Origin of the sequence: Streptomyces sp. NPDC001599 (assembly GCF_042893535.1) — a bacterium.
In the GTDB taxonomy this organism is placed as follows: Bacteria; Actinomycetota; Actinomycetes; order Streptomycetales; family Streptomycetaceae; genus Streptomyces.
The window spans coordinates 1-11,854 of sequence record NZ_JBIAVA010000007.1 but is presented as its reverse complement, the minus strand read 5'-3'; the positions used below and the strand labels follow the sequence as shown (position 1 = coordinate 11,854).

10 protein-coding genes are annotated in these 11,854 nt (G+C 71.8%); 5 read left to right on the top strand and 5 right to left on the bottom strand.

What is annotated here, in order from left to right; all coding sequences use genetic code 11:
• Positions 1 to 143: 143 nt before the first annotated feature.
• Positions 144 to 1,121 carry a Bro-N domain-containing protein gene (locus tag ACFYZ3_RS18895; protein ID WP_388518782.1) on the top strand — a complete coding sequence of 326 codons (978 nt, stop codon included), beginning with the start codon at positions 144 to 146 and terminating at the stop codon, positions 1,119 to 1,121.
• Positions 1,122 to 1,203: 82 nt separating this feature from the next.
• Here the strand turns inward: ACFYZ3_RS18895 and ACFYZ3_RS18890 are convergent, their stop codons facing one another.
• From ACFYZ3_RS18890 to pdhA, 3 genes are read right to left on the bottom strand one after another with little or no spacing between them, the layout of a single operon-like run.
• Complete coding sequence (locus tag ACFYZ3_RS18890) at positions 1,204 to 2,625, bottom strand: dihydrolipoamide acetyltransferase family protein (protein ID WP_388518779.1); 1,422 nt, start codon at positions 2,623 to 2,625, stop codon at positions 1,204 to 1,206.
• A 10-nt stretch (positions 2,626 to 2,635) separates the two neighbouring features.
• The gene (locus ACFYZ3_RS18885) at positions 2,636 to 3,601 is read right to left on the bottom strand and encodes an alpha-ketoacid dehydrogenase subunit beta (RefSeq protein ID WP_388519591.1); all 966 of its coding nucleotides are present in this window, start codon (positions 3,599 to 3,601) and stop codon (positions 2,636 to 2,638) included.
• Positions 3,602 to 3,617: 16 nt separating this feature from the next.
• Complete coding sequence (gene pdhA / locus ACFYZ3_RS18880) at positions 3,618 to 4,871, bottom strand: pyruvate dehydrogenase (acetyl-transferring) E1 component subunit alpha (RefSeq protein WP_388518777.1); 1,254 nt, start codon at positions 4,869 to 4,871, stop codon at positions 3,618 to 3,620.
• Between the two features lie 323 nt (positions 4,872 to 5,194).
• Here pdhA and ACFYZ3_RS18875 point away from each other — a divergent pair, with 323 nt between their 5' ends.
• Both ACFYZ3_RS18875 and ACFYZ3_RS18870 read left to right on the top strand, forming a co-directional pair.
• Positions 5,195 to 5,851, top strand: a complete 657-nt coding sequence (locus ACFYZ3_RS18875) for a response regulator (protein ID WP_388518774.1) — start codon at positions 5,195 to 5,197, stop codon at positions 5,849 to 5,851.
• A gap of 125 nt (positions 5,852 to 5,976) precedes the next feature.
• A complete protein-coding gene (locus tag ACFYZ3_RS18870) occupies positions 5,977 to 6,384 on the top strand; it encodes a hypothetical protein (protein WP_106518357.1) in 408 nt (135 codons plus the stop codon).
• Between the two features lie 16 nt (positions 6,385 to 6,400).
• Here ACFYZ3_RS18870 and ACFYZ3_RS18865 read toward each other — a convergent pair whose 3' ends face one another.
• Positions 6,401 to 8,038, bottom strand: coding sequence for a protein kinase (locus tag ACFYZ3_RS18865; RefSeq protein WP_388518772.1), 1,638 nt, complete (start codon positions 8,036 to 8,038; stop codon positions 6,401 to 6,403).
• 346 nt (positions 8,039 to 8,384) lie between these two features.
• Here ACFYZ3_RS18865 and ACFYZ3_RS18860 point away from each other — a divergent pair, with 346 nt between their 5' ends.
• Positions 8,385 to 10,055: a protein kinase gene (locus tag ACFYZ3_RS18860; protein WP_388518769.1), complete on the top strand. Its 1,671-nt coding sequence runs from the start codon at positions 8,385 to 8,387 to the stop codon at positions 10,053 to 10,055.
• Positions 10,056 to 10,184: 129 nt separating this feature from the next.
• Here the strand turns inward: ACFYZ3_RS18860 and ACFYZ3_RS18855 are convergent, their stop codons facing one another.
• Entirely contained in the window at positions 10,185 to 10,724 is a 540-nt protein-coding gene (locus ACFYZ3_RS18855) for a bacterial proteasome activator family protein (protein WP_003975113.1), read from the bottom strand.
• Positions 10,725 to 11,015: 291 nt separating this feature from the next.
• On the opposite strand from ACFYZ3_RS18855, the gene ACFYZ3_RS18850 reads away from it, so the two are divergent.
• Positions 11,016 to 11,753: a hypothetical protein gene (locus ACFYZ3_RS18850; protein ID WP_388518766.1), complete on the top strand. Its 738-nt coding sequence runs from the start codon at positions 11,016 to 11,018 to the stop codon at positions 11,751 to 11,753.
• Positions 11,754 to 11,854 lie beyond the last annotated feature (101 nt).

Genomic DNA, 11,854 nt, shown 5'->3' with positions numbered 1-11,854 from the left:
CCCAACGACCTCGGGGGCATACACGCCCATCGGCGACCGCCGCAGCCTTTTCGATCATCTTCGCTCGCAGTCGTGAACATCAGCGGATCCAGCTGGCATATGCCCTTGGCTCCGACCTACGTTCCGCGAAGGAGGTGGTTCACATGCACGAACCAAGCGAACGAAAGAACTTCGCCAACCAGAACGACGCGATCGACGCCAGCGACTTCGTCTACGCGGCGACCGGTGCCCGGGTGCGAAGGCTGACCATGCCGGGGGGAAGCCACTGGTTTCCGGCGGTGGACGTGTGCAAGGAGTTGGGGTACACCACGACCCGGAAGGCGCTCCTCGATCACGTCCCGGAGGAACATCGAGACAGTCTCGAGACTGTGACTGGAAGTCACAGTCTCAGCATTCCCGCAGGTAGGAGTTGGCGACGAGACCTGCAACTCATCGATCTGCAAGGTCTCATCCTCCTCGTCAACGCCTGCACCAAACCGGCCTGCGCCCCCTTCAAGCAGTGGGTCGCCGAAGTCATCGAGACGGTTCAGCGCGAGGGTACGTACTCTCTGGACGAGGCCGAGGTGCAGCCCGTCGAACCCGGTGCCCCCATCGCCTACGCCATGCCGGACCAGGTGGCCGAGGCCATCGTCCGGCTGGAGGCGCACAACCTGAAGCTGGACGAGGAGTTGGCGGAGGGGCAACGTACGTCGATCGCGTTGCAGAAGGAGATGCTGTCCACGCAGCAGGCCACCCTCGCCGCTCAACAGGCCACCCTCGCCGTGCAGCAGGCGATGGTGCACGCTTTGGAGCGCATCGCGGACCGGTTCGACACCCTGGTTCTCCACCAAGGGGCGCCCCGCGGCCGCCTCGCCCCGCCACCGACCACGGAGTCCGTGCTGGCCGACTGGCGGCAGCGGTTGTCGGTGACCGAGGACGTGTGGACGGTCGCCCAGGTGATCGCGCCGGTGCTCGTCGAGAAGGGTGAGCTGCGGGAGCCGCTGGAGTCGATCGCCGCCCGTACGGGGCTCTCCGTGCGGCGGGTCAACGAATGCCTGCGGCTGTTGCGCACCCACGCCTGCATCCGCTCGCGGGGCGGGGCCGAGGACGGGGCACCGGTGTACGTGCTGCACCAGGTCTGACCCCGGTACGACACCGCAGAAGGGGCGTCGCAACTCGAGCTTGCGGCGCCCCTCCGTCATGAACCTAGTCGGTTCGTGGCTCTCATGCCCAGCTGATCAACCGCTTCGGCTGCTCCAGGACCGCCGCCACGTCGGCGAGGACCTTGGAGCCCAGTTCGCCGTCGACCAGGCGGTGGTCGAAGCTCAGGGCGAGGGTGGTCACCTGACGCGGCTTCACCTTGCCCTTGTGAACCCACGGCTGGAGCTTGATCGCGCCGACCGCGAGGATCGCGGACTCGCCCGGGTTGAGGATCGGCGTACCGGTGTCGACGCCGAAGACGCCGACGTTGGTGATGGTCACCGTGCCGCCCTGCATGGCGGCCGGGGAGGTCTTGCCCTCCCTGGCCGTCGACACCAGCTCGCCGAGCGATCCCGCCAGCTGCGGCAGCGTCTGGGCGTGGGCGTCCTTGATGTTCGGGACGATCAGGCCGCGCGGGGTGGCGGCGGCGATGCCCAGGTTGACGTAGTGCTTGACCACGATCTCCTGGGCGGCCTCGTCCCAGGACGCGTTGATGTCCGGGTTGCGCTTGATCGCGACGAGGAGGGCCTTGGCGATCAGGAGGAGCGGGTTCACGCGCAGGCCCGTGTACTCCTTGTCCTGCTTCAGCTCCTCGACCAGCTTCATCGTGCGCGTCACGTCGACCGTCACGAACTCGGTGACGTGCGGCGCGGTGAAGGCCGAGCCGACCATCGCCGCCGCCGTCGCCTTGCGCACGCCCTTGACCGGGACACGGGTCTCGCGCGTCGTGTCGTACGACGCCGGGGCCGCCGTCGGGGACGGGGCGGGCGCGACGGCCGCGGGGGCCGCCTCCGGCTCGGCGGCCGGGGTGGTGGCCGACACCGCCGCGTGCACGTCCTCGCGGGTGATGATGCCGTCCGGGCCGGACGGGACCACGGTCGCCAGGTCGACGCCGAGATCCTTGGCGAGCTTGCGCACCGGGGGCTTGGCCAGCGGGCGCTCGCCGGTGACCGGCGCGGCCGGTGCCGCGGATGCTGCCGGTGCCGCGGGTCCGTGGCCGTTCAGCTCGGCCTGGATCGCCGCCGACGGCGCCTGCGCGGCGGCCGGGGCCTGAGCGCCCTTGCGGGGGCGGCGCTTGGTCGAGGAGGTGGAGACCCCGTACCCGACCAGGACCGGCTGGCGGCCCTCCGGCTTGGGCTCCTCCGCCACGGCCTCCTGCACCGGCTCCGCGGCCGCCGCCGCGCCGTCGCCGACGGCCACCGCGATGATCGACGTACCCACGTCGACCGTCGTGCCCTCGGGGAAGTGCAGCTCGCGGACCACGCCGTCGTAGGGGATGGGCAGTTCGACGGCGGCCTTGGCCGTCTCGACCTCGCACACCACCTGGCCGTCGGTGACCGTGTCACCGGGCTGGACGTACCACTTGAGGATCTCGGCCTCGGTGAGCCCCTCGCCCACGTCGGGCATCTTGAACTCACGCACGGAGCTGTCCGTCATCGTCGTCACGCTCCCCTCCTCAGTACGCCAGCGAGCGGTCGACGGCATCCAGTACCCGGTCCAGGTCGGGCAGGTACTCCTCCTCCAGGCGGGCCGGCGGGTACGGCGCGTGGTAGCCGCCGACCCTCAGCACCGGGGCCTCCAGGTGGTAGAAGCAGCGCTCCGTGATCCGGGCCGCGATCTCCGCGCCCGAGCCCAGGAACACCGGCGCCTCGTGGACCACGACCAGGCGGCGGGTCTTCTCCACCGACGCCTGGATCGTGTCGAAGTCGACCGGCGAGATCGACCGCAGGTCGACGACCTCCAGGGAGCGGCCCTCCTCGGCGGCCGCGTCGGCGACCTCCTGGCAGAGCTTCACCATCGGGCCGTAGGCGGCCAGCGTGAGGTCGGTGCCCTCGCGCACCACGCGCGCGGTGTGCAGCGGGCCGGGGATGGCCTCCGCGTCGACCTCGGCCTTGTCCCAGTACCGGCGCTTGGGCTCGAAGTAGATCACCGGGTCGTCGCTCTGGATGGCCTGCTGCATCATCCAGTACGCGTCCGCCGCGTTGGACGGGCTGACCACCTTCAGGCCCGCCACGTGCGCGAACAGGGCCTCGGGGGACTCGGAGTGGTGCTCGACCGCGCCGATGCCGCCGCCGTAGGGGATGCGGATGACGACCGGCATCTTGACCTTGCCCAGCGAGCGGGCGTGCATCTTCGCCAGCTGGGTGACGATCTGGTCGTAGGCCGGGAAGACGAAGCCGTCGAACTGGATCTCCACCACCGGCCGGTACCCGCGCAGGGCCAGACCGATGGCGGTGCCGACGATGCCGGACTCGGCCAGCGGGGTGTCGATGACCCGGTCCTCGCCGAAGTCCTTCTGCAGACCGTCGGTGACCCGGAAGACACCGCCGAGCTTGCCGACGTCCTCGCCCATGATCAGGACCTTGGGGTCCGACTCCAGCGCGCGGCGCAGCGACTCGTTGATCGCCTTCGCCAGCGCCATCTTTTCCGCTGCCATGTCAGACCCCCTCTGCCTCTGCGAACGATGCCTGGTAAGCGGCGAACTGGGCCCGCTCCTCGTCCACGAGCGCGTGCCCGTCCGCGTACACGTTCTCGAAGATGGCGAACCGGTCCGGGTCCGGCATGGCACGGACCACTTCGCGCACTCGTTTGCCCAACGTCTCGCTCTCGGCCTCCAGTTCCGCGAAGAATCCCTCGTCCGCGTGGTTTGCGGACTCCAGGAAGCGGCGAAGGCGCAGGATCGGGTCCTTCGCCTCCCAGGCGGCGCGCTCGTCGTCGTGCCGGTAGCGGGAGGGGTCGTCCGAGGTGGTGTGGGCGCCCATGCGGTACGTGTACGCCTCGATCAGCGCCGGTCCCTCGCCGCGCCGGGCCCGGTCCAGCGCCCAGCGGGTGACCGCGAGGGAGGCCAGCACGTCGTTGCCGTCGACGCGGACGCCGGGGAAGCCGAAGCCCTGGGCGCGCTGGTAGAGCGGCACCCGGGTCTGCTTCTCGTTGGACTCGGAGATCGCCCACTGGTTGTTCTGGCAGAAGAACACCACGGGGGCGTTGTAGACGGCGGCGAAGTTGAACGCCTCGCTGACGTCGCCCTGGCTGGAGGCGCCGTCGCCGAAGTACGCGATCACGCCCGAGTCGGCGCCGTCCTTGGCCACGCCCATCGCGTAGCCCGTGGCGTGCAGCGCCTGCGAGCCGATGACGATGGTGTAGAGGTGGAAGTTGTTGCTGTTGGGGTCCCAGCCGCCGTTGTTCACACCGCGGAACATGCCGAGCAGGTTGGTCGGGTCCACCCCGCGGCACCAGGCGACGCCGTGCTCGCGGTAGGTCGGGAAGACGTAGTCGTCCTCGCGGGTGGCCCGGCCGGAGCCGATCTGGGCGGCCTCCTGGCCCAGCAGGGAGGCCCACAGGCCCAGCTCGCCCTGGCGCTGCAGGGCGGTGGCCTCGGCGTCGAAGCGCCGGGTGAGCACCATGTCGCGGTACAGGCCGCGCAGCTCGTCCGGGGTGATGTCGGCGACGTACGAGGCGTACTCGGCGTAAGCGGCGTCCTCGACGCGCTCGCCCTCGGGCGTCAGCAGCTGCACCAGCTCCGTCTCGGAGCCCTTCCTGGCAGCGTTACGGGTGGTGCTGGTGGTGCGAGTCGTGCGCTTGCCGGTGCCGGCCTTGCTGCCGGTGGTCCCGGCCGCCTTGGTGCCGGTGGTGCCGGCCGCCTTGCTTCCGGCGCTGCGTCGCGGCTTGCGCGCGGCAGTGCTCTCGGTCACGTGTGCTCCTCCGTCGGTCCGGCCCCCGGGTTCGCCGGAAGCCAGTGCGGCTCACCTGCGGCCCGGCGGACGCACAAGGGTGGGTGCGGCCCGATCGGGAACAGGCGTGACAGGTGCCCCGGCGAGCGCCCTGCGAACAGCACGTTACCCAGTGCTCCACATTTCTGTGAAACCCCTCCTGACCTGCGTTTTTACTCGGATTTCCAAGTAAATCGGCGAAGGGCGGAAGTTTTACTGGTCACAGCCTTGCAGGGGGCCGGAACAACGGCACGTTATCCCGGCCACCCCGGGCACGGGAAGAGTCGGTGTGTGACACTGACCGCGTGCGCGAAGACCGAAAAATCCGGGTATTCCTCCTCGACGACCACGAGGTGGTCCGGCGCGGGGTGCACGATCTGCTCGCCGGCGAGGCCGACATCCAGGTGGTGGGCGAGGCCGGTACGGCCGCCGAGGCACAGGCCCGGGTCGCGGCCACCCGCCCGGACGTCGCGGTGCTGGACGTCAGGCTGCCCGACGGCAGCGGCGTCGAGGTCTGCCGGGACATCCGCTCCCGGGACGAGTCCGTCCGCTGCCTGATGCTGACCTCCTTCGCCGACGACGAGGCCCTCTTCGACGCGATCATGGCGGGCGCCTCGGGCTACGTCCTCAAGGACATCCGCGGCGCCGAGCTGCTCGGCGCCGTGCGGGAGGTGGCGGCCGGGAAGTCGCTGCTCGATCCGGCGGCCACCGCGCGCGTGCTGGAGCGGCTGCGCGACGGCGGGGCGAAGCCCGACGACCGGCTGGCCCACCTCACCGAACAGGAGCGCCGCATCCTGGACCTGATCGGCGAGGGACTGACCAACCGCGCGATCGGCGAGCGGCTGCACCTGGCGGAGAAGACGATCAAGAACTACGTGTCGAGCCTGCTGGGCAAGCTCGGCATGCAGCGGCGTTCCCAGGCGGCCGCCTTCGTGGCCCGCCTGGAGGCCGAGAACCGCTGACGCGTGCTGCCCCCGGCTCGGGCGCGCTCCGGGCTTGCCCGGGACGACTTACTCGGGACTTACGTCCCCTCCTGCCGGGGCGGGCGGCCCTGTTCCCGGGCCCCGGGCTCCCGCACAGTGAGACCATGCCCTCCGACGAACAGCTCGCCGTCGGCCTGCTCGGCCGCACCGCCTACGGCCGGGCGGCCACCACCCTGCGCGCCCTGCCCTTCCTCGCCCACGCGCGGCACATCGTGGCCGACGGCCGGGTCCTGCTGCGCATGCCGAGGAGCTGGGGGTACCACCGGGTGTGCGCCGGGAGCGTCGTCGCCTACGGAGCGGACAACCTGACCTCCGCGCGGCCCGGCGAGAGCCTGTGGACCGTGCAGGTCGTGGGCCGGTGCGAGACCCACGAGCCGAGCACCGCCGAGCTGGAGCGGTTCGGTCCGACGCCGGACCGGGTGGACGGCGAGCCCTTCGAGCCCGCCTACCTGCGCGTCGACCCGCAGTTCGGCACGGTGCACTTCACGGACGGGTCGGCGGGGCCGCTGTGACGCGGGCCGGTCGGGCTCACTCGCCGCCGTCCGAGCCGCCCGCACCCTCGGTGCCGCCGCCCGGCTGAGTCTCACCGCCGCCGGGCTGGGTCTCGCCACCGCCGCCCGGCTCGGTCTCACCGCCGCCGCCCGGCTCGGTCTCACCGCCGCCCGGGGTCTCGCCCGATGGCGAGGACGGTGCGGTCTGCCCGCCGGTCGGGTCCCCGGTCGGATCGTCCGTCGCGGTCTCCGACGGCGTCCACGTCGGTGTGTACGGCCGGTCCCAGTCGCCGTCGCCCGAGCCGCCCCCGCCCGAGCCCTGCTCGGTGCCCGGATCGGTGGTCTCCTGCGTCGCCTCGTCGCTGGGCGTGGAGCTCGGCGACTCCTCGCCGGTGCTCTGGGAGGTGGTCGCCGACGGGCTCTTGTCCGTCTCGGTGCCGCCCTTGCCGCCGTCGCCGTTGTTCAGGGCCAGCGCGACGCCCGCCGCGATGGCGATCACCGCGAAGACGGCCAGTATCCACAGCTTGCCGCGGCCGCTGCCCTTGTTGCCATGGCCCTCGAAACCGCCGTCGTCGCCCCCGCCGTAGCCGTTCGGCAGGATCGGCTGGGGGATCTGCTGGGTGCCGGACGCCCCGTGGTGGTCGGGGTGCGGCATCACCGTCGTACCCGCCAGGCCGGCCGACGGGGTGTGCCGGCCGTCGTGCGCGGCGACCGGGCCCGTGTTCCAGGTGCCGGTGTGGCCGCCCTGCTCGTACAGCATCTGCAGCCCGTACTGGACCAGGCCGCGCATCTCCTCGGCGGTCTGGAAACGGTCGTCGGGCTCCTTGGCCAGCGAGCGCATCACCAGGCCGTCCAGCTCCGGCGGGGTGGCGTCGGAGACCTCGGACGGGGGCGTCGGGATGTCCTGCACGTGCTGGTAGACCACCGACAGCGGGGTCTCGCCGGTGAACGGCGGGCGCAGTGCGAGGAGTTCGTAGAGGAGGCAGCCCGTGGCGTACAGGTCGGAGCGGTGGTCGACGGCCTTGCCGAGGGCCTGCTCGGGGGAGAGGTACTGCGGGGTGCCCATGACCATGCCGGTCTGCGTCATCGTCGACTGGGCGCCGTGCAGGGCGCGCGCGATGCCGAAGTCCATCACCTTGACCGCGCCCGCGTTGGTGATGATGACGTTGGCGGGCTTGATGTCGCGGTGCACGATGCCGTGCTGGTGCGAGTAGGCCAGTGCTTCCAGGACACCGGAGACGATGATCAGCGCCTGCTCGGGGCCGGGCGCCTCGGCGTTGAGGAGGAGGTCGCGGATGGTGCGCCCCTCGACGATCTCCATCACGATGTACGGCACGGACTGGCCGCCGACGACGTCCTCGCCCGAGTCGTACACGGCCACGATGGCGTGGTGGTTGAGGCCGGCCACGGACTGTGCCTCGCGCGTGAAGCGGGCCTTGGAGACGGGGTCCTCGGCGAGGTCGGCGCGCAGCAGCTTGACCGCCACGGTGCGCCCGAGGCGGACGTCCTCGGCGGCGAACACCTCGGCCATGCCGCCCCGCCCGAGCCTGCGGGTCAGCCGGTACCGGCCGTCGCCGACCAGGCCGCCGTTGCCCCAGTTCTCCGGCGCGTCAGACATACCGCCGCCAGATGCCTCGGGTTCGGACGGGCCCTGGGCGCGCTGCTGCTGTGCCATCAGTCCTCGCCGTCGTTTCTGCCCGCGGTACGCGCGGTGTTGTTACGGTCTCCGTCGGCCACGCTACAGCCTTCGCGGGGGCCTCCGGTCCGAGATGGGCGCCGGGACCGGACATGAGACGGACCGGTCATGAAACCCTGGTTCCGTACTCTCGTGCAAATTCCGTGTAGCGGCAGTACGCCGGCTGTAACGCTTCCGCGACGCTTCTTTCGCGTACGGTCACGGAACGGGCACCGCGCTTGACGTGTCGGTGCCCTGGGGCAGACTTGGCCGGGAATAGCACTTTCGATCACAAGCGCGCGTGCCGCTGCCACCGGCGCCCGCCGTCTATGGGGGACGCAGAGACATGAGCCAGGACGCCGCCGGACAGGGACGGTACGCGGGGCGGGCGCTCGCCGGCGGCCGTTACCAGCTGCGCGACTTGCTCGGCGAGGGCGGCATGGCCTCCGTGCACCTGGCGTACGACTCGGTCCTCGACCGCCAGGTCGCGATCAAGACGCTGCACACCGAGCTGGGTCGCGAACAGGCTTTCCGCGAGCGCTTCCGCCGCGAGGCCCAGGCCGTGGCCAAGCTCACGCACACCAACATCGTCTCGGTCTTCGACACCGGCGAGGACGATCTGGACGGCATGACGACGCCGTACATCGTCATGGAGTACGTCGAGGGCAGGCCGCTGGGCTCCGTGCTCGACGAGGACGTGCGGCAGCAGGGCGCGATGCCCGCCGACAAGGCGCTGAAGATCACCGCGGACGTGCTGGCCGCCCTGGAGATCAGCCACGAGATGGGCCTGGTCCACCGGGACATCAAGCCGGGCAACGTGATGATGACCAAGCGCGGCGTGGTCAAGGTGATGGACTTCGGCATCGCCCGCGCCATGCAGTCCGGCGTGACCTCGATGACGCAGACCGGCATGGTCGTCGGCACCCCGCAGTACCTCTCGCCTGAGCAGGCCCTCGGCCGCGGCGTCGACGCCCGCTCCGACCTGTACTCGGTCGGCATCATGCTGTTCCAACTGGTCACCGGGCGCCTGCCGTTCGACGCCGACTCGCCGCTGGCGATCGCGTACGCGCACGTGCAGGAGGAGCCGGTCGCCCCGTCCACCGTGAACCGCGCGCTGCCCCCGGCGGTGGACGCGCTGGTGGCCCGGGCGCTGAAGAAGAACCCCAACGAACGCTTCCCCAGCGCCGAGGCGATGCGCGACGAGTGCCTGCGGGTGGCGGCCTCCTTCCAGGCGGCCCCGCCGAGCATCGTGCCCGGCGCCCAGACGTCGAGCGGCGCGGGCGTCGGCTCCGCCGTGTTCCCGCCGGTCGGCCAGGGTGCCCCGGCACCCACGGGCCCCGTCCAGACGCCGTACCAGCCGACGCCGTCCCCCGGCCCGAACCCGTACGGCACCCCGGCCCCGGCGGCACACTCGCCGGCGTACGGCTATCCGCAGCAGGCGGGCTACCAGACGCCCGCCCCGGCGCCGTACGCGCAGCAGCAGGGCGCGGCCACACCCCCGCCGTACAACCTGACGCCGTCGGCCCAGGGCTCCGGTTCCCCGGGCGGCGGCAGGAGCAACAAGCCGGTGATCATCGGCTCGATCGTGGTCGCCGTGGTGGCCGTCGGCGGACTGATCGGCGCGCTGCTGATGAACGGCGGCGGGGACGAGGACCCGGAAGCCGGTGGCGGCGGCTCCTCCACCGCGTCGGTCTCCGCGTCGCCGTCGAAGGCGGCGGGCTATCGCGGGCCCGACAAGGAGAAGACGATCGAGAAGGACAAGTGCACCGAGCCGCAGGAGTCGTACAACGACCCCGAGAAGATCCAGGTGCCGGACTTCACGTTCAAGTACATCGGCTCGGTCAAGGAGTGCTTCAACGCCGCGGGCTGGCAGATGAAGGTCGTCGAGGTCGACGAGAACACCTACGGCGAGGGCTCGGTCCGGGACCAGTTCCCCACGGCCGGCACGGACGTCGACCCGGAGAACATGCCGGAGATCCAGCTCAAGGTCTCGACGGGCAACCCGCCGTCCGAATGAGCCCGTGAGGTGACGGGCGGCTGACGCCGAAGGGCCCGGCAGCGTGTGCTGCCGGGCCCTTCGCGGTGTCGGTGGTCGTCGTTCCGCAGTGGGTCGTCGTGCGCAGGCCGTCGTGCGCAGGCCGTCGTCCTACAGGTAGGGGCCGCCGGAACGGCCGCCCGGGTGCGGGGGCTCCTCGCCCTCCGGGACGGCGCCCGGCGGAAGCGCGCGGCGCATCTGCTCCAGCTGGGCACGCGCGGCCATCTGCTGGGCGAACAGCGTGGTCTGGATGCCGTGGAAGAGGCCCTCCAGCCAGCCGACCAGCTGGGCCTGCGCGATCCGCAGCTCCGCGTCGGTCGGGGTGCCGTCGTCCGTGAAGGGCAGGGAGAGCCGCTCCAGCTCCTCCACCAGCTCCGGGGCCAGACCGTCCTCCAGCTCCTTCACCGAGCTGGCGTGGATCTCCTTGAGCCGGACCCGGCTCGCCTCGTCCAGGGGGGCGACCCGCACCTCTTCGAGCAGCTGCTTGATCATGCTGCCGATCCGCATGACCTTGGCGGGCTGCTCCACCTGCTCGGTCACCGGAATCTCGCGGGAGTCGTCGTCCCCGCCGCCGCTGAGCGCCATTCCGTCCTGGCCGACGACCAGGATCTGGGGGTTCTCCGGCGACCTGTCGTTCCTCGGCATCTCCATGCCGCCATTGTCTCGCACCCGGGGTCCCCGGGCGGGCGGTGCCCCCCGCGGAAACCGCCCCGACGCGTTCGGCGGCGCCCGGAATGCCGGTGTCGCCGACCGGTGTGAGGCTTGTCCCGTCGATCTTGCGCGTCGGTCTTGCGCGTCTGCCTTGCGCGTCTGCCTTGCGCGTCTGCCTTGCGCGTCTGCCTTGCGCGTCTGCCTTGCGCGTCGGTCTTGCGCGTCGGCCTTGTCGCGTCGGTCTTCACGACGCTTTCCACGACTGCTCATCATCGGGAGGGGGTCACGGACGTGACTCCATGGCTGCGCACACTGCGGGCGACGGGGCTGGTGGGAGCCCTGGGCGTCGGCGCGGTGGTGGCGCCGTACGGGGCGGGGCCGGCCCACGGCGCCGGGTTCCCGGCGGTGGTGACGCCGTACACGGCGGCGCCGTCACCGGAGGCCTCCGCACCGGGGGCGGCCACCGTCCCGGACGGCTCCGGCACCCATGACGGGCGAGGCGGTCACGAACGTCCCCGGCGCCCCGACGGCCACGACCGCACGGAGCGCCCAGACGCCGGATCCGCCTCCCGGCCCGCCGAGGACTCCCGCCCGGCCGGCACCGCGGGGCGTGGTTCGCCCAAGCCCTCCCGGCCTTCCCCGTCCCCTTCCCGCTCACCGTCGGCGTCCGGCACCGAGCCCGGCCCCGAGCCCTCCCGGGCCGCGAACCGGCCGGGTGAGGGAAGGCAGCGGCCCGGTCGCGCCGAGGAGCGGGCGCCGGAGCGGGACGGCGCGGACGAGGACGCCGGCCGGTACGGGGACGGCGGCGACGGCGTCCCCGAGGACCCGGCCACCGCCGTGCCGCCCGGCCGGACCGAGGCGGCGGAGGTGCTCCCGGCCACCCCGTCCCGGTCCCCGTCACGGAGCGGCGCGCCCACCCGGGCCGCCGCCGAGCCCCTGCTGCGGGTGCTGCCCCTGGGCAGCGGCCTGGTGCTCATCGGGCTCGGCCTGGCCCTCGGCCTCGTGGGACTGCGCCTGCGCCGGGGCTAGCCGGGGCTAGGGCCTGTCTGACAATTCGCGTCGTCGCCCGAAGGGCGGCCGCGCGGCGTCAGGTGCGTGCTCTCGGTGTGCCGGCCCCAGACCCGCGTACT

Coding starts and splice junctions, on each gene's coding strand:
- ACFYZ3_RS18895 (WP_388518782.1), top strand. CDS start 144: ATGCACGAACCAAGCGAACGAAAGAACTTCGCCAACCAGAACGACGCG.
- ACFYZ3_RS18885 (WP_388519591.1), bottom strand. CDS start 3,601: ATGGCGCTGGCGAAGGCGATCAACGAGTCGCTGCGCCGCGCGCTGGAG.
- ACFYZ3_RS18870 (WP_106518357.1), top strand. CDS start 5,977: ATGCCCTCCGACGAACAGCTCGCCGTCGGCCTGCTCGGCCGCACCGCC.
- ACFYZ3_RS18865 (WP_388518772.1), bottom strand. CDS start 8,038: ATGGCACAGCAGCAGCGCGCCCAGGGCCCGTCCGAACCCGAGGCATCT.
- ACFYZ3_RS18860 (WP_388518769.1), top strand. CDS start 8,385: ATGAGCCAGGACGCCGCCGGACAGGGACGGTACGCGGGGCGGGCGCTC.
- ACFYZ3_RS18855 (WP_003975113.1), bottom strand. CDS start 10,724: ATGGAGATGCCGAGGAACGACAGGTCGCCGGAGAACCCCCAGATCCTG.